Source organism: Pseudonocardia sp. N23 (assembly GCF_002583555.1).
GTDB lineage: Bacteria > Actinomycetota > Actinomycetes > Mycobacteriales > Pseudonocardiaceae > Pseudonocardia.
Genome location: NZ_BEGX01000016.1, coordinates 39,714 through 55,824 on the forward strand (window position 1 = coordinate 39,714; position 16,111 = coordinate 55,824).

The 16,111-nt window shown below is 72.5% G+C and carries 17 protein-coding genes; 12 read left to right on the forward strand and 5 right to left on the reverse strand.

Going from position 1 to position 16,111, the window contains the following annotated elements; genetic code table 11:
- Positions 1–122 precede the first annotated feature (122 nt).
- The gene (locus tag TOK_RS06120) at positions 123–965 is read left to right on the forward strand and encodes a hypothetical protein (protein ID WP_098956874.1); all 843 of its coding nucleotides are present in this window, start codon (positions 123–125) and stop codon (positions 963–965) included.
- Positions 962–1,600, forward strand: coding sequence for an EthD domain-containing protein (locus TOK_RS06125; RefSeq protein WP_172457432.1), 639 nt, complete (start codon positions 962–964; stop codon positions 1,598–1,600). Before TOK_RS06120 ends, TOK_RS06125 begins: the two co-directional genes overlap by 4 nt.
- On the opposite strand, the gene TOK_RS06130 is transcribed toward TOK_RS06125, so the two are convergent.
- Positions 1,597–2,136: a nuclear transport factor 2 family protein gene (locus TOK_RS06130; RefSeq protein WP_172457433.1), complete on the reverse strand. Its 540-nt coding sequence runs from the start codon at positions 2,134–2,136 to the stop codon at positions 1,597–1,599. The two genes, TOK_RS06125 and TOK_RS06130, sit on opposite strands and share 4 nt — an antisense overlap.
- A 101-nt stretch (positions 2,137–2,237) precedes the next feature.
- Here TOK_RS06130 and TOK_RS06135 point away from each other — a divergent pair, with 101 nt between their 5' ends.
- Positions 2,238–2,969, forward strand: coding sequence for an enoyl-CoA hydratase/isomerase family protein (locus tag TOK_RS06135; protein WP_253258211.1), 732 nt, complete (start codon positions 2,238–2,240; stop codon positions 2,967–2,969).
- Positions 2,966–4,606, forward strand: coding sequence for an AMP-binding protein (locus TOK_RS06140; protein ID WP_098956821.1), 1,641 nt, complete (start codon positions 2,966–2,968; stop codon positions 4,604–4,606). Before TOK_RS06135 ends, TOK_RS06140 begins: the two co-directional genes overlap by 4 nt.
- A 126-nt stretch (positions 4,607–4,732) precedes the next feature.
- Here the strand turns inward: TOK_RS06140 and TOK_RS06145 are convergent, their stop codons facing one another.
- Positions 4,733–4,990, reverse strand: coding sequence for an FAD-binding protein (locus tag TOK_RS06145; protein WP_098956822.1), 258 nt, complete (start codon positions 4,988–4,990; stop codon positions 4,733–4,735).
- Entirely contained in the window at positions 4,987–6,108 is a 1,122-nt protein-coding gene (locus TOK_RS06150) for an ABC transporter substrate-binding protein (RefSeq protein ID WP_172457434.1), read from the reverse strand. The genes TOK_RS06145 and TOK_RS06150 overlap by 4 nt, the downstream gene beginning before the upstream one ends.
- 306 nt (positions 6,109–6,414) lie before the next feature.
- Here TOK_RS06150 and TOK_RS06155 point away from each other — a divergent pair, with 306 nt between their 5' ends.
- From TOK_RS06155 to TOK_RS06180, 6 genes are read left to right on the forward strand one after another with little or no spacing between them, the layout of a single operon-like run.
- Positions 6,415–7,290 carry a branched-chain amino acid ABC transporter permease gene (locus tag TOK_RS06155; protein ID WP_098956824.1) on the forward strand — a complete coding sequence of 292 codons (876 nt, stop codon included), beginning with the start codon at positions 6,415–6,417 and terminating at the stop codon, positions 7,288–7,290.
- Positions 7,287–9,167 (forward strand): ATP-binding cassette domain-containing protein, encoded by a 1,881-nt coding sequence (locus tag TOK_RS06160; protein ID WP_098956825.1) that lies wholly within the window; start codon positions 7,287–7,289, stop codon positions 9,165–9,167. The genes TOK_RS06155 and TOK_RS06160 overlap by 4 nt, the downstream gene beginning before the upstream one ends.
- The gene (locus tag TOK_RS06165) at positions 9,157–9,873 is read left to right on the forward strand and encodes an ABC transporter ATP-binding protein (protein ID WP_098956826.1); all 717 of its coding nucleotides are present in this window, start codon (positions 9,157–9,159) and stop codon (positions 9,871–9,873) included. Before TOK_RS06160 ends, TOK_RS06165 begins: the two co-directional genes overlap by 11 nt.
- Before the next feature lie 25 nt (positions 9,874–9,898).
- The gene (locus TOK_RS06170; RefSeq protein ID WP_098956827.1) at positions 9,899–11,077 is read left to right on the forward strand and encodes a thiolase family protein; all 1,179 of its coding nucleotides are present in this window, start codon (positions 9,899–9,901) and stop codon (positions 11,075–11,077) included.
- Positions 11,078–11,124: 47 nt separating this feature from the next.
- Positions 11,125–11,889 (forward strand): SDR family NAD(P)-dependent oxidoreductase, encoded by a 765-nt coding sequence (locus TOK_RS06175; RefSeq protein ID WP_098956828.1) that lies wholly within the window; start codon positions 11,125–11,127, stop codon positions 11,887–11,889.
- Positions 11,886–12,692 carry a crotonase/enoyl-CoA hydratase family protein gene (locus tag TOK_RS06180; protein WP_098956829.1) on the forward strand — a complete coding sequence of 269 codons (807 nt, stop codon included), beginning with the start codon at positions 11,886–11,888 and terminating at the stop codon, positions 12,690–12,692. Before TOK_RS06175 ends, TOK_RS06180 begins: the two co-directional genes overlap by 4 nt.
- A gap of 52 nt (positions 12,693–12,744) precedes the next feature.
- On the opposite strand, the gene TOK_RS06185 is transcribed toward TOK_RS06180, so the two are convergent.
- Complete coding sequence (locus TOK_RS06185) at positions 12,745–13,887, reverse strand: acyl-CoA dehydrogenase family protein (RefSeq protein ID WP_098956830.1); 1,143 nt, start codon at positions 13,885–13,887, stop codon at positions 12,745–12,747.
- Positions 13,888–13,989: 102 nt separating this feature from the next.
- Between TOK_RS06185 and TOK_RS06190 the strand changes: the two genes are divergently transcribed.
- Positions 13,990–14,745 carry a carboxymuconolactone decarboxylase family protein gene (locus TOK_RS06190; protein ID WP_141566279.1) on the forward strand — a complete coding sequence of 252 codons (756 nt, stop codon included), beginning with the start codon at positions 13,990–13,992 and terminating at the stop codon, positions 14,743–14,745.
- Between the two features lie 77 nt (positions 14,746–14,822).
- Here TOK_RS06190 and TOK_RS32370 read toward each other — a convergent pair whose 3' ends face one another.
- Positions 14,823–14,960 (reverse strand): hypothetical protein, encoded by a 138-nt coding sequence (locus TOK_RS32370; protein WP_172457435.1) that lies wholly within the window; start codon positions 14,958–14,960, stop codon positions 14,823–14,825.
- A 286-nt stretch (positions 14,961–15,246) separates the two neighbouring features.
- On the opposite strand from TOK_RS32370, the gene TOK_RS06195 reads away from it, so the two are divergent.
- Complete coding sequence (locus tag TOK_RS06195; protein WP_141566280.1) at positions 15,247–16,020, forward strand: FadR/GntR family transcriptional regulator; 774 nt, start codon at positions 15,247–15,249, stop codon at positions 16,018–16,020.
- The last annotated feature ends 91 nt before the right edge of the window (positions 16,021–16,111 follow it).

Below are 16,111 nucleotides of genomic sequence, written 5' to 3' on the forward strand. Positions count from 1 at the left end.
GGGGACGGTATTCCGGATTCACGGCGAGAGGATCGGAATTATTCCGAGAATGCGGATTTCTCGCCTCATGCATGTGCTTCACCACCATAGGATCAACGCCGGGACGAGGGGAAGTGCCGCCCGTGACCAGCACGCAGGACCTCCAGACCGTCGTGGCCGAACACGATCGCGGGCACGTCGTCGCGATCGACTCGGCCTACGACGTCGACGCCCGCAACACCGGACGCGACGTCGTCGTCTCCGCGTCCTACTCCGGGGTCCTGCCCGCCCGGTTCGTCGCCGACCGCCGCCCCCGTGGGGCGATCGGGCTCGACTGCGGGATCGGCCCCGAGGGCGCCGGCATCGCCGGGCTCTGGTTCTACGAGGCGCTCGGCATCCCCGCCGCGACCGCCGACGTCACCGGTGTGCACCTCGGCGACGGCGTCGACGTCCACCGCCACGGCCGGATCAGCCGGGTCAACGCCGTCGCCGCCGCCTGTGGCGTCACCGTCGGCATGCCGGTCGCCGACGCCGCACTGCTCCTGCTCACCACCGACCCCGCCGCGCAGACGCCCTCGGAGATCACACGCCGCACCGTCATGGAGGAAGGCCCGGACGGGCGCGCCGTCGTCTGCACCGACTCGATCGCCTTCGGCACCCCCGCCGACCGTGACATCAACGTCCTGGTCACCGCGGGGCACACCGGCCGCTCCAGCGTCCCCTACCTGCGGAGGTTCAGCCCGTATGGCTTCATCTGCTCCGACGGCGGGCGCGGCCGCGACGACTCCGGCGTCGCCGGGCTCGCGATCGTCGAGGCCGACGGTCTGGCCGGCGCATGCGTCGACGCCCGCACCGCGATGATGGGCGACGGCCTGTCCAGCTACCGCGACGGCGTGATCAGCGCGGTCAACGCCCTCGCCGCCCGGTGCGGTGTCGAGATCGGGATGCCCGCGAGCGAGGCGGCGCACCGGCTGCTGCACCGGTGATCACCCGGTTCGGGCTCGCGCCCCGCAAGGCCGGGTTCACCGTCGACCGGTTCCAGCAGCACTGGCGTGAGCGCCACGGTGCCGTGATCGGTGTGCTGCCCGGCCTGCGCCGCTACTGGCAGAACCACGCGGTGGCGGGCACCGGGCTGCCGTGGCCGGGGTTCGACGCCTGCTCGGAGATGGACGCCGACGACGTCGCGGCCTTCGACACCGTCTTCGCCGAGCCCCACTACCTGACGGCCGGGCGTGCCGACGAGCGCCGCTTCGTCGACCGCAGCGGCGGGGGAGCGGTGCTCACCGAGCGGGTCGCCGGCACGCCGCCCGCCGAGCCCGGGGGAGTCCGGCTGCTGACGCTCATGCGCGGCGCCCCCGACGTCGCGACCGGCGACCTCGCTGCGGTCCTCGGCGCACCGGGCCGGGGTGGGGCCGCCACCGCGGTCGAGGCGTTCGTCCGGTTGCCCGGTCCGCTCGGGATCGTCGACGCCGTCGAGGCACTGTGGTTCCCCTCCGCCGATGCCGCTCTGGGGCACGTGACCTCGGAAGCGGCCGAGGTCGACCGGCGTGCACTGGCCGGCCGGGTGGCCGCCACCGAGCGGGTGCTGGCGACGGTCCACGTGGTCCCGCTCGGCGTCTAGCTCTGTGAGTACGCCTGCCACGTCGGCAGCGACTCCGGGATGTCGGCCGCGACGGGCTCGGTCCCCGGCCAGCGCCGGCGCAACGTCCCGGCCAGGACGTCGGGCAGGTCGGCCAGGGGAGCGGCGTAGAGCTGCAGGGCGCGCCGCGACACGAACCGCCACCGCCCCTGCTCGCGGCGGTACACGTCGAGGTAGCGCAGCGCGACGACGAACGGCGTCGGCAGGATCGCCAGCTCCGCGTGCGCCGACACGACGCCGGTCGCGTCGTCGGGACCGGTGAACTCGACCGTGTGGCTGTGCGGGTAGTGGTAGGTCATCCCGTAGCGGTCGAGCTGGCGACGGTAGTAGCCCATCACCGCGTCGCGGCCGGTCATCGGGCCGTCGGTGGAGTCGAAGACGGCGTCGGAGGTGTAGAGCGCGGCCAGCCCGTCGACGTCGCGGTCGTCGAGCAGCCTGCCGTAGAACGCGACGAGCTCGCCGAGCTCGGCGCGGTCCTCCAGCCGCCGGATGCGTGCCTCCAGGTCCTCGGTCGCCATGACCGCTCCTCCCGTGCGCGTTGTCATCGCTAATCCAGGGTGATAGTAGTCAGCATATGAACGACGGTTCCGCAGATGTGACGGTCGAACGACGTGGCGACGTGGCCTGGATCCGGTTGAACCGGCCGGACCGCATGAACGCCTACGACGCCGCGATGGGCCGGGCGCTCACCGACGCCGTCCGCGGCGCCTCCGACGCCGGGGTGATCGTCCTGACCGGCAGTGGCCGGGCCTTCTGCGCCGGCGGCTACCTCGCCAACCTCGCCGACCCGGACCCCGAGGAGCTGCGCGGGATGTTCCACGCGTCGCTGGAGCTGTTCGACGTCATCCGGACCTCGCCGCGGCCGGTCATCGCCGCCGTCAACGGTGCGGCGGCCGGGGGCGGCAACGAGCTCGTCGTCGCCTGCGACCTCGCGATCGCGGCTCGCAGCGCCGAGCTCGGCCAGACCGGGCCCCGCGTCGGCAGCGCGCCCGTCCTGGGCGGGACCAACCTGCTGGCGATCTCGGTGGGGGAGAAGCGCGCCAAGGAGATCTCCATGATGTGCCGGCGCTACACCGCCGCGCAGGCCCTCGAGCTGGGCTGGCTCAACGCCGTCGTCGACGACGACGAGCTGGAGGCCGAGGTGACCCGCTGGGCCGACGAGCTGCTCGCGCTCTCCCCGCGCTACCTGGAGATCGCCAAGATCAGCTCCAACGTGTGGTGGAACGCCTGCCGGGACAACTACGTCTCCGGGCTCGGCATGCTCGTGCAGGCCATCGGATCGCCCGACATGCGCGAGGGGGCGGCGGCGTTCATGGAGAAGCGCGCCCCGCGCTTCCGGGACCTCCGATGAGGACCTACCGCGACCTGCACCTCACCTTCCCCGACCGCGCCACGTGGACGCTGCCCGCGGTGCTGCGCCACCGCGCCGGCACCCACGGCGACGCCGTGTTCCTCGACGTCCCGTTCCAGAAGGTGCAGCTCACCTACGCCGAGACCCTCGACGCCGCGGAGCGCGTCGGCGGGGGACTGCTCGCCGGGGGCTGCGTGCAGGGCGACCGCGTCCTGATCATGGCGGCCAACGGGATCGACTACCTGCTCGCCTGGATGGGCGCGTCGGTCGCGGGGCTCGTCGAGGTCCCGATCAACACCGCCTACCGCGGCACGTTCCTGGAGCACCAGGTGCGGACGGTCGCGCCCCGCGCAGCGGTCGTCGACCCGGGGTTCGTGGCGCACTTCCTCGACCTGGAGGCGGCGAAGGGCATCGGCACGTTCTACGTCACCGGCTCCTCGTCCTCGTCCCGCGAGGCGATCGCGGCGCTGCGCGGCGCGGGGTGGTCGGCGGAGCCGTTCTCGCTGCTCAGCGGGGCCGACCGGCCCGCCTCGCTGCCCGAGGTGGCCGCCTCCGATCCCGCCGCGATCCTGTTCACCAGCGGCACCACCGGGCTGTCCAAGGGCGTCACCATGCCGCACACCCACTTCCACTTCTTCGCCGACGAGTGCGTCTCGCTGTGCCGGCTCACCGACGCCGACGCACACATGGCCGTCGGACCCCTCTTCCACGGCAATGCCCAGTTCCTGGCCTGCTACCCGGCGATGATCGTCGGCGCCCGGTTCGTGCTCCAGCAGCGCTTCAGCGCCAGCCGGTGGGTCGAGCAGCTGCGTGAGTCGGGCGTGACCGTCACCAACTTCATCGGCGTGATGATGGACTGGGTGCACAAGCAGCCCCGCCGCGACGACGACGCCGACAACCCCCTGCGCTGCCTCTACGCCGTCCCGCTCGCCACCTCGATCGCCCCGGACTTCAAGGAGCGCTTCGGGATCGAGGCGTTCGTCGAGAACTTCGGGCTCACCGAGATCTCCATGCCGATCCTCACGCCCTACGGGGAGGACCGCCCGGCCGGGGCCGCGGGGCTGCTCGTCGAGGACTACTTCGACGTGCGGCTCGTCGACCCCGGGACCGACGAGGAGGTGCCACTCGGGGAGGTCGGGGAGCTGGTGGTCCGCGCGCACCTGCCGTTCACCATGACGACGGGCTACTACGGCATGCCGGAACGCACCGTCGAGGCCCAGCGCAACCTGTGGTTCCACACCGGCGACGGCCTGCGCCGCGACGCCGACGGCTGGTACTACTTCGTCGACCGGCTCAAGGACGCCCTGCGCAGGCGCGGGGAGAACATCAGTTCCTTCGAGGTCGAGCAGCCGGTCCTCGCCCACCCCGGGGTGCTGGACTGCGCTGTCGTGGGTGTGCCGGCCGACTCCGAGGCCGGTGAGGACGAGCTCCTCCTCGTCGTCGTCCCGGAGGAGGGCACGACGCTGACCGCGGCCGAGGTGTGGGAGTGGTGCGAGCCGCGGCTGCCCGCCTTCGCCGTCCCGCGCTACGTCCGCATCGTGGCGTCGCTGCCGATGACCCCGTCGGGCAAGGTCCGCAAGCTGGAGCTCCGGGAGTCCGGCGTCGACGTCACGACGGCGGACCGCGAGACCCGGTGAGCAACAGACCTCCTGAGTGGCGGCCGTCGCTGTAGCGACCATCGCCACCCACGAGCGCTGGCAGGCGTTCCGCCGCGATGCGCCTCGACGACCGCGCCCCCGGCCTGGCGGGCGAGCCGGATGCCGTCACCGGTGAGTGTGCGAGGCGCCGACGGCGCGGACGTAGGCCTCGGCCGGCGCCAGGTCGTCCTGGATCCCTTGCGCCGCTTCGAGATGGTTGGCCGCCATCCACACGTGGTCGCCGGAGAAGGACGCCGCGCGACCGGCGAGGTCGCCCTCCCCCAGCACGGTCACGGCGACACCGCGGTCGGCGGCGGCCGTCGCGAGACCGGCGAGCCCGGCCCCGACGACGACCGCCGTCCGTGCGAGGGAGGTGCGGGTCACTGGCAGACCGGGTCGCCGTTGGCCTTGAACACTCCCTGGTTGACCGCGGCCAGCACGATGCAGGTGCTCGCGGTGCGGTCGGTGGCGGTCAGGCTGATGGGCGGCATGATGTTGCCGACCTGCAGGTCCTTGGTCTCCTGCAGCGCCGCGAGGAACGAGTCGCGGGTGACGTCCTTGCCGGCGCGCTGCAGCGCGTCGACGATGATCTTGCCGCCGACCCAGCTGTTGAGCGCGTACATGCTCTGGGACTTGCCGGGCTCGTACTTCTCCATCGCGGCCCGGAACTCGTTGGTGCCGGGGAGGTCGCTCTGCGGCGGGGCGTAGGGGTTGACGGTGATGACGCCCTCGGCGAGCGGGCCGGTGAGCTTGGCCAGGTCGGGGCTGGTGTTGCCCAGCGAGGAGTACCACTGCGGCTTGTAGCCGGTCTGGTCGGCTTCCTTGAGCGCCACCGAGATCTGGTTGACGTTGCCGATGAACACGAGGTTGGTGATGCCGCCGGCCTGCAGCTTCTGCAGCTGCGTGGCGTAGCTGGTCGCGGTGCGCTCGAAGTTCACGTTGTCGGTGAGCGGGGTCTTGCCCTTCTTGAAGCCGTCCGCGACCTCGGCGGACGTGCCGTCGTTCTGGTAGAGGATGCCCCACCTGCCGGTCGCGAGGTTCGGCTGCGTGGCGACCCAGTCCGACAACAGCTGGAACTGCGCGGACAGCGGCAGCATCGAGGCGAAGGAGCGGTCGTAGGTCGCGAGCTGGGTGCTCAGCGCCATCGGGAACAGCAGTGGGACGCCCGCCTGCTGCAGCGTCGGCATCCCGGCGAGGGTGGTCGCGGTGCCGTTGTTGCCCCAGATGCCGAGGACGGGCTGCTGGGTCGCGAAGTAGCGGGCGCCGGCGACGGCCTGCTTGGGGTCGTACTGGTCGTCCTGCACCGCGAGTGCGAGCTTGCGGCCGTTGATGCCGCCGGCCGCGTTGACGGTCTGGATGAGCGCGTCGGCGCCGGCCTGCCCGTCGGTGCCGAGCGCCGCGAACGGGCCCGTCATCGGGGTGACCATGCCGAGCGTGATCGTGTCGGCGGTGATGCCCGGCGCCGCTGCGCCACCTCCGCCCCCGGAGTCCGACTGCGACACGGTCGCACCGCCACAGCCTGCGAGAACGGTCGCCGCGATCGCTGCCACGGCTACGCCCACTACTCGACGCATCGGTCGTCCTTCCCCGGCGGCAGCACTGCCGCCTCGGCGGAGAATCTATGTTAATAGTGTTGCGACATTAGGACTGCCGACCGGCGTGCGCAAGATGTCCGGGACGGGGTTCCCTCGGATGCAATCCATGTATATCTTTATCAGTTGAATCGGCTGGCGCCGCTGGGGACGCCGCCGGAACGGGAGGTCGGCGATGACCGCGCGCGTTCCCTCCGACCGGATCGGACGGCCCAGGTGAGCGCCTTCCTGCAGGCGGTCGTGAACGGGCTCATGACCGGCGGCGTCTACGCCCTGCTCGCGCTGTCCATCGCCCTGATCTTCAAGACCATGGATGCGGTCAACTTCGCCACCGCCTCCATGGGCGCCTTCTGCGCCTTCCTGTTCTTCCAGGTCGGGACGATCCTCAACCTCGGCTGGGCCGCCGGCCTCGCGGTCGCGGTCGTCGGCGCGGTGCTGCTCGGCTGGGCCGTGGAGCGCGGGATCGTCCGCCCGCTCGGATCGGGCGACCTGTTCCGGCTCGTGCTCGCCACGATGGGCCTCGACATCGTGCTCAACAACGCGACCCAGATCTTCTTCGGCTCCGGCGTCCAGAACATCAACGCGCCGCTGCCCTCCGGCGGCGTCGGCGTCGCCGGCATCAACATCGACCTCACCCGGCTGGTCATCCTCGCGGTCGCGGTCGCCGGAGCGATCGTCCTCGGCGTCGTGCTGCGCTGCACCAACCTCGGCGTCGGGATGCGCGCCTACGCCCAGGACCCGCAGGCCGCGACGCTGATGGGCGTCCCCGCCCGCACCGTCTCGCGCTGGACGTGGATCATCTCCAGCCTGCTGGGGCTCGTCGCGGCGGTCATGGTGGCGTCGGTGTCGGTGCTCTCGGTCGGGTTCCTGCAGGGCACGTTCATCTCGGCGTTCACCGCGGCCGTCCTCGGTGGGCTGTCGAGCCTGCCCGGGGCCGTCGCCGGTGGCTTCATCCTCGGTGTCCTCGAGGCTCTCTCGATCGCCTACGCCCCGCGCGCGGTGACGATCGCGCTGCCCGTCCTGATCATCCTGGTGGTGCTGCTGATCCGGCCCGCCGGGCTGTTCGGCCGACTGTCGGCGTCGCGGGCATGACCGCGCCCGGTGCAGGGAAGCCCGTGACGGGGAAGGCGGTGGCCGGGAGCGGCGTGCTCGCCCGGCTCCCCGGCCGCGACGTGCTGCTCGCGCTGGTGGCGATCCTCGTCGTCTTCGCGGCGTCGGGGGTGCTCACCGGCTACCAGGCCTACGTCGTCACCGTCGTCGTCATCTTCACGATCATCGGCGCGAGCCACACCGTCCTGTTCGGAGCGGCGGGCCAGCCGTCCGTCGGGCACGCCGCCCTGCTCGGTGCGGGCGTCTACGCGACGATCGCGGTCTCGCGCATCTCCCCGTTCGGGATGGAGGGCGAGCTCGTCGCCGGCATCGTCGTCGGCGCGCTGATCGGCGTCGTGATCGGGCTGCCGTCACTGCGGATCGGCAGCCTCTACCTCGCCATCGCGACGCTGGCGCTCTGCATCGTCGCCCAGCAGATCTTCTTCGAGTGGTCGAGCCTGACCGGTGGCGGCGCCGGCATCCAGGTCCCGCCGCCCACGCTGTTCGGTACCACCTACACCCCGCTCGGGCTGCTCTACATCGCGCTCGCGGTCATGGGCATCGCAATGCTGTTCGCCCGCAACCTGTTGCGCGGCAAGCAGGGACGGGCGTGGAACGCGGTGCGGACCAGCCCGCTCGCGGCGTCGAGCCTGGGGATGTCGCTCGGCTGGCAGAAGGTCGGCGCGTTCGGCGTCTCGGGCGCCATGGTCGGGTGCGCGGGCGTGCTCTACGCCCACACCGTCAACTACGTCTCGCCGCAGGACTTCTCGCTGGAGCTGTCGATCGTCACCCTGGTCATCGCGATCATCGGCGGCCAGCGCTACCTGTGGGGCGCGGCGCTCGGCGCGATCTTCGTCGAGGGCCTGCCGGAGATGCTGCGCACCACCGGCGAGTTCCGCTACGTCATCTACGGCGTCGTGTTCGTCGTCATCATGATCTTCTTCCCGGGCGGTTTCGCGGGCGGCATCGCCGCGCTGTGGCGGCGCTTCGGTCCCGGCAGGCGCCGGACCGCACCCGCGGAGATCCAGCTGGCGCCGACGGCGACGATCGTCGAGGCCGAGCTCGCCCAGAACACCGCACGGGTCACGGAGACGCCTCGCGCCGCCGCCTCGGGCGACGGCGGCACGGGCCTGTCCATCCGCGACGTACGGGTGGCGTTCGGCGGCGTCACGGCCGTCGACGGGGTGTCGGCGGAGATCGTGCCGGGCTCGGTCGTCGGCCTGGTCGGCCCCAACGGTGCGGGCAAGACCACCCTGCTCAACGCCGTCTCCGGCTTCGTCGGGCTCGCGGGCGGGGAGATCGCCGTCGGAGACACCGTGCTGCGGGCGCGCCGGGCCGCACAGCGCCGGGCCCTGGGCGTCGGGCGGACCTTCCAGAACCTCAGCCTGCACGAGGGCCTGACCGTCCTCGACCACCTGATGATCGGCCAGCACGCGGTCGCCGGCTACGGGCCGCTCAGCCAGGTGCTGCGCCTGCCGCCGTTCGTCCGCGGGGAGCGGCGGATGCACGCCGACGCGATCGAGACCGCCGAGATGCTGGGACTGGCCGACCTGCTCGACGAACGCGTCGAGAACCTGGCCTACGGCGTGCAGAAACGTGTCGACGTCGCCCGCGCCGTCGTCGCCCGGCCCCGGTTGCTGCTGCTCGACGAGCCCGCGGCCGGCCTCACCCCCGACGAGGGGGACGACCTCGTCGGCCGGGTGCTGGTGCACAGCCGCCACGTCGGCGCGACGGTCGTGCTCGTCGAGCACAACATCGAGCTGGTCATGCGGGTCACCGACCGGGTCGTGGCGCTGAACTTCGGCCGGGTCATCGCCGACGACGTCCCCGACGTCGTGCGGCGCCAGGACGACTTCGTGGAGGCCTACCTTGGCGGCTGAAGGGCTCGTTCTCCGTGGGGTCACCGGCGGCTACGGCCGATCCACGGTCCTGCACGGCATCGACGTCGAGGTCCGGCCCGGCCAGAAGGTCGCGATCCTCGGCCCCAACGGTGCCGGGAAGACGACGATGCTGCGCGCGGTGTCGGGGCTCGTCGCGGTGCGGTCGGGGGAGATCCTGCTCGGCGGGGACACGCTGACCGGGCTGCGCCCCGACGAGATCGTCGCCCGCGGTGTCGCGCACGTGCCGCAGGGGCGGCGGGTGTTCCCGGACTTCACCGTGGTGGAGAACCTGCGGGCCGCGGCCTACACCCGTGGCGGCCGCGACGTCGACGAGGACATCGCCAGGGTCCTCGACGCCTTCCCCCGCCTCGCCGAGCGCAGCGGGGTGCGCGCGGGCTTCCTGTCCGGCGGCGAGCAGCAGATGCTCGCGATCGGCCGGGCCGTGGTGCAGCGGCCGCGGATCGTGATGATCGACGAGATGTCGCTGGGCCTGGCCCCGATCCTGATCAAGGAACTGTACGGCCGCTTCGACGTGCTGTTCGCCGACATCCCCGCGGTGATCGTCGAGCAGAACCCGTCGGTCGCGCTCGAGCACTGCTCCTACGTCTACGTCCTGAGCAACGGCGAGGTGAAGGCGTCGGGACCGGCGTCGGAGTTCACCTCCCACGAGCGGCTGATGCAGGCATACGCCGGCGCCGTCGACTGACGTGCGCGAACGAGAGGAGCCCGGGGTGGACGAGCCTTATGTGATCGACGCGGTGCGCTCGCCGATGGGCAAGGGCAAGCCGGGTGGTGCCCTGTCCGGGCTGCACGCCGTCGACCTGCTCGCGCAGACGATCGCGGCGCTGGTGGCGCGCACCGGGATCGACCCCGGCCGCGTCGACGACGTCGTCACCGGGTGCGTGAGCCAGGCCGGCGAGCAGTCGGGCAACGTGGGCCGGATGGCCTGGCTCGCCGCGGGGTTCCCCGAGCACGTCCCGGCGGTGACGGTCGAACGCAAGTGCGGGTCGAGCCAGCAGGCCGTGCACTTCGCCGCGCAGGGGATCATGGCGGGCGCCTACGACCTCGTGGTCGTCGCCGGCGTGGAGTCGATGAGCCGTGTCCCGATGGGTGCGGCGAAGCTCGGCGCCGACTCGGCGGGTCCATCGGTCACCGCGCGGTACGCGCCGGGCCTGGTGCCGCAGGGGGTGTCGGCCGAGCTGGTCGCGGCCCGCTGGAAGCTGTCGCGCGAACAGCTCGACGACTACGCCGCCCGCTCGCACGCCCGCGCCGCGGCGGCAGCCGACGCGGGCGGGTTCGACGGCGAGATCGTGCCGATCATCGTGGGGGACACGGTCGTCGCGGCCGACGAGTCCATCCGCCGCGGCACCACCCCGGAGAAGCTGGCCGGTCTCAGGCCGGCCTTCACCGACGACGCGATGGCCACCCGGTTCCCGGAGATCCGCTGGTCGGTCACCGCGGGCAACTCCTCGCAGATCACCGACGGGGCGTCCGCGCTGCTGCTGGCGAGCGACCGCACCGCCCGCGAGCTCGGCCTCACCCCGCGGGCCCGGTTCCGCGGCTTCGCGGTGTGCGGCGACGATCCCGTCGAGATGCTCACCGCGCCCGTCCCGGCTACCCGGCGGCTCCTCGACCGCGCCGGGCTGGGCATCGGCGACGTCGACCTCTACGAGGTCAACGAGGCGTTCGCGTCGGTGCCGCTGGCCTGGCAGGCCGCCTTCGACGCCGACCCGGGCCGGCTCAACGTCCGCGGCGGCGCGATCGCGCTCGGCCACCCGCTCGGCGCCTCCGGCGCCCGGCTCGCGACGACGCTGCTCGGTGCCCTGGAGGCCCGCGGCGGAGGCCTCGGCCTCCAGACGATGTGCGAGGCGGGCGGTATGGCCAACGCCATGCTGCTCGAGACGGTCTGACCCGGCGCCAAGACCCGCCAGGGCCAGAATCATCCGGAAGGAATCACGTGGACATCGCAGGCATCTCGGCCGTCGTGACGGGCGGCGCCTCCGGGCTCGGGCTGGCCACCGCGCGGCGGCTCGTCAAGGCGGGCGCGGGCGTCGTGCTGCTCGACCTGGAGTCCTCGGCCGGGGCGCAGGCCGCCGCCGAGCTGGGGGACCGGGCACGGTTCGTCGTCGGCGACGTCCGCACCGAGGCCGGCGTCACCCCGGCGCTGGACGCAGCTGCCGAGCTCGGCCCGCTGCGCGCCGTCGTGCACTGCGCGGGCCGCGGGCACGCCATGCGGATCCTGCAACGCGACGGCACCCCGGGATCGCTGGAGGACTACGCGGCGATCATCGAGCTCAACCTGGTCGGCTCGTTCAACGTGCTGCGCCTCGCCGCGGCGCGGATGGCGCAGCTCGAGTCCGTCGACGGGGAGCGCGGCGCGATCGTGCTCACCGCGTCCGTCGCCGCGTGGGAGGGCCAGATCGGGCAGATCCCGTACGCGTCGTCGAAGGCGGGCATCGTCGGGATGACGATCGTGGCCGCCCGAGACCTCGCGACCAAGCAGATCCGGGTGGCGACGATCGCGCCCGGCATCTTCGACACGCCGCTGCTGGGGCGGCTGCCGCAGGAGGTGCGCGACTCGCTGGGCAAGATGGTCCCGCACCCGAGCAGGCTCGGCGCCCCCGACGAGTTCGGGGCGCTGGCGGTCCACGTCCTGGAGAACCCGATGATCAACGGCGAGACGATCCGCCTCGACGGTGGTATCCGCATGGCGCCACGATGACCGCGCGGCACTCCACCAACGGCGCCGACCCGGGCACGGCGGGCGGGCTGCTCGTCGAGCGTGACGGCCCCGTTCTGGTGCTGACCATCGATCGTCCGCGCCGGCGCAACGCCGTCGACCTCGGGACCGCGCGGCTGGTCAGCGCGGCGATCGACCAGCTCGACGAGGACCCGGACCTGCGGGTCGGGGTGCTGACCGGCTCGTCGGGATACTTCTCCGCCGGGATGGACCTCGCCGCGTACTCGGCGACAGGGGAGCGGCCCGTCGACGAGCACCGCGGCGGCTTCGGCATCGTCGGCGTCCCGCCGCGGAAGCCGATCATCGCCGCGGTCGAGGGCCCGGCGCTGGGCGGCGGCTTCGAGATCGCGCTGGCCTGCGACCTGATCGTCGCGGGGGAGAGCGCCGCCTTCGGGCTGCCCGAGGTCAAGCGCGGCCTGGTCGCGGCGGGCGGCGGGGTGCTGCGGCTGCCGCGGCGGGTGCCGCGCAACGTGGCGTCGGAGGCGGTGCTCACGGGCCGCCCGCTCACCGCGGCCCGCTGCGCCGAGCTCGGGCTGGTCAGCCGTGTCGTCGCCGACGGGGCCGCGCTCGGTGCCGCCCGTGAGCTGGCGGCGGAGATCGCGGCGAACGCCCCACTGGCGGTGCAGGCGTCGAAGGCCGTCATGGCCGCGTCGGCGCTGTGGCCCGACGACGAGCTGTTCGCCCGCCAGGAGCCGATGCTCTCCCAGGTGCGGACGTCGGAGGATGCGAAAGAAGGGGCGCGCGCGTTCGTCGAGAAGCGTTCGCCGCGCTGGTCAGGCCGCTGACACGGCTCGTGAGCGGCGATGGCCGCCATGGCGGCCATCGCCGCTCACGGGATCAGACCTCGTCGCAGAGGGCGCGCGCGATGCCCAGCTTCAGGACCTCGGAGGCGCCCTCGTAGATGCGCATCGGGCGGGCCTGGCGGTAGTAGCGCTCGATCGGGCTGTTCGCGACGAGCCCCCAGCGGCCCATGACCTGCACGCACCGGTCGACGACGCGGCTCGCCGCCTCGGTCGCGGCCACCTTGGCCATCGACGACCGGTTGAGGGCGGCCGCGGCGTCGGTGCGAGCCGAGGACGCCGCCTGGTAGGTGAGCAGCCGGGCCATCTCGACGTCGTTCCACGAGTCGGCCAGCAGCTGGGCCACGGGGCCGTGCTTGAGCAGGGGGCGACCGAACTGCTCGCGGGTGCGGGCGTGGCGGGCGGCCTCGGCCAGGGCACCGGCGGCCAGCCCGCACGCGGCACCGGCGACGGACACCCGGAACACCGCGAGCGTGCCCAGGACCAGCGACATCGCCTTGCCGGGCACCCCGAGGCGTGCCTCCGGCGGGAGCACGACGTCGTCGAACTCGATCTCGCCCAGCACGTGCGGGGCGATCAGCTCGGGGCTGGGCACCGTCGAGACGCCGGGGGCGTCGGCGGGGACCATCACGAGCGACAGCCCGGCCTCCTCGGACACGAGCGTCACGAAGAAGTCGGCCGCGCCGGCGTTGGAGATGAACGACTTGGCGCCGCGCACGACGAGCGAGCCGTCCTTCTCGGTGACCGTCGTGGAGACGTTCTTGAGGTCGGAGCCCGCGTTCTCCTCCGTGAGCGCCAGCGCGGCGAGGGTCTCCATCGACGCGACGCGGGGCAGCCACTGCGCCCGCTGCTCGTCGGTGCCGCCGACGGTGATCGCGTAGCTGCCGATGCCCTGGAGCGCGAACATGGAGTCCAGGTGCGACGACGCCCGCATGAACACCTCGCGGACGATGCAGACCGCCAGCGGGTCGACGCTCTCGGAGCGGCCACCGTAGGCGGCGGGGACCATCAGCCCCGACAAGCCGCTGGCGCGCAGAGCCTCCCGGATCCCGGGGTGGATCTCGCTCATGGCATCGGCCTCGGCGGCGATGGCGGCGACGGACGCCGCGACGGCCTCGGCCTCCTCGCGCAGGGCCACCTCAGCGGGCCCGAGACCGAACCACTTCTCCGTGGAGTCCATGCATACTATGTTACTTTATTGGTGAGCTGAGCGACAGCGTGACGGGCCGGTGCGCCCCCCTGTCGGTGACTCGGCCGGTGTACTCGACGAGGAGTGGTCACCATGACAGGCACGGTCTCGACGTCGGGCGGGCGACGCACCGCGGAGCTGGTCGGTGAGGCGCCCTGGCTGCCACGGCTCGAGGTGTCGACGCCGAAGTTCGTCGAGGGCCTCGCCCGGGTCGCGGACGTCATCACCACGGACGGGACGCTGCCGGTCGGTCTCAAGGCGTTGTTCGCCGCGGCCATCTGCGCGGTCAAGCGCGACGAGGCGCTCGTCGGCCACTTCCTCGCCGTCGCCGCCAAGGCCGGTGTGCCGCGCGAGCACGCCGAAGGTGCCTCGGTCGGCCTGCTGATCTCGCGCGGCGTCGTCCCGCACGGGCTGTTCGTCGCCGCCACCGACGCCGCGTACGGGCCCGCAGAGCACGCCCCGGCGGGCGCCGGCGCGACCGACGGCTTCACCGCCGACGTCCCGGGCGCCTTCGCCTACTTCCAGCAGTACTTCGGCGTCGTGCCCGACTACGTCGAGCTGCTCGGCGACCGGGTCGGCGCGGGGCTGGAGGGCTACTTCCTGATGCGCGAGTCGTCGCTGGGGGAGACCCCGCTGCCGGCCCGCGACATGGAGCTGCTGCTCTGCGCGGTCAACGCCGCCGAGTACCAGCCGCGGTTCGTGGCCATCCACTCCCGCGGTGCGCGGCGCGCCGGGGCCACCGAGGAGCAGCTCGTCGAGGCGACGCTGGTCGCCATGCCGTTCGCGGGTGTCGCGTCCTGGCTGCCCGCGGCGCAAGGCGTGATCGAGTCCCGCGACGTCGCCGGCTGAATCTCGTCCGAACGCGCCCACCACCACGAGAGGAGCCCACTGATGGCTGCTCTCGATCTCGAGAAGGCCTGGGACAGCTACGACGAGATGCCCGACTCCGACGCGATCCGCGGTTTCTGCCAGGGCATGGCGATGACGGCACCGACGTGCTGCAGCTCGACGTCGACCACCTCGCCGTCGCCGACCGGGGCATCGCCGCGCACAGCACCTGGCACCAGGCGTTCCGGGCGACAAGGTGCCGATCGTGGAGGTCGACGACCCGAGCGCCAAGTGCCTCGTCAGCAGCCGGCTCACCTGGAAAGCGCTCGGTGGCACCGTCGGGATGCCGGTGGGGTGACCGGCGGGCCCGGCCGGTCGGGGTAGCGTCTGCCCGGCCCGGCCGGGGCCATCCGGACTGTTCGTCCGATTGCTGAGTATGATCGTCAGGATCTGGCACCACCGACCGGCTGTCGGGCGGGGGTGTCGCGGAGCAGTTCGGGGTCGCAGGAGCAGGGGGCCTACATGTCCGTCGTCCGCAGGGACGTCGCGCCGCGCTCGGCGCCGACGGGGATGCCGCCCAAGCGCGCCACCGTCATCGCGCAGCGGATCGTCAAGGAGATCAAGGACCGCAACCTGCAGCCGGGCAGCCACCTGCCGCCGGAGCGGGACATGCTCGAGACCTACAACGTCGGGCGCAACACGTTGCGCGAGGCGCTGCGGGTCCTGGAGCTGCAGGGTGTGCTGACGATCCGGCCCGGCCCCGGCGGCGGCCCGGTGATCACCTCGCCCGACTCGCGGCACCTGGCGAGCACCCTGGCACTGCTGATGCAGTTCGCCGACACGCCGTTCCGCGCGGTCATCGAGACCCGGCAGCTGCTCGAACCGCTGACGGCCCGGCTGTGCGCCGAGCGTGGCGACGCCGGGCTGGTGGCCGACCTGCGCGCCTCGGTCGACCTCATGGGCGCGAGCCTCGACGACCGCGACGCGTTCCTCGACGAGAACCGCCGCTTCCACGACCTCGTGGCCTGGGGCTCGGACAACCCGTTGTTCGGCTACTGCATCAACTCGCTGCACTGGATCACCGACGGCACGGTCCTCGGGGTCGACTACCCGCGGCGGTTCCGCAAGCTGGTGTGGCAGGCGCACGACGCGGTGTGCATCGGCATCGAGTCCGGCCAGGGCGACAAGGCCGAGGCCGCGATGCGCGCACACATGGACGACACGCTCGCCTACTTCGAGCGGCACTACCAGCGGCAGATGGACGAGGTCCTCAGCTGGGAGATGTACGGGACCTGATCCCGGTCCCACCTGGCTCCACAGCGCCGCTTCCCGCATCCTGGGAGGCGGCGCCGTCGTGTGCGGCGGGCGGCGTGGCGTAGGCGACCCT

Coding starts and splice junctions, on each gene's coding strand:
- TOK_RS06140 (WP_098956821.1), top strand. CDS start 2,966: ATGAGGACCTACCGCGACCTGCACCTCACCTTCCCCGACCGCGCCACG.
- TOK_RS06190 (WP_141566279.1), top strand. CDS start 13,990: ATGACAGGCACGGTCTCGACGTCGGGCGGGCGACGCACCGCGGAGCTG.
- TOK_RS06160 (WP_098956825.1), top strand. CDS start 7,287: ATGACCGCGCCCGGTGCAGGGAAGCCCGTGACGGGGAAGGCGGTGGCC.
- TOK_RS06185 (WP_098956830.1), bottom strand. CDS start 13,887: ATGGACTCCACGGAGAAGTGGTTCGGTCTCGGGCCCGCTGAGGTGGCC.
- TOK_RS06195 (WP_141566280.1), top strand. CDS start 15,247: ATGTCCGTCGTCCGCAGGGACGTCGCGCCGCGCTCGGCGCCGACGGGG.
- TOK_RS06130 (WP_172457433.1), bottom strand. CDS start 2,136: ATGGCGACCGAGGACCTGGAGGCACGCATCCGGCGGCTGGAGGACCGC.
- TOK_RS06180 (WP_098956829.1), top strand. CDS start 11,886: ATGACCGCGCGGCACTCCACCAACGGCGCCGACCCGGGCACGGCGGGC.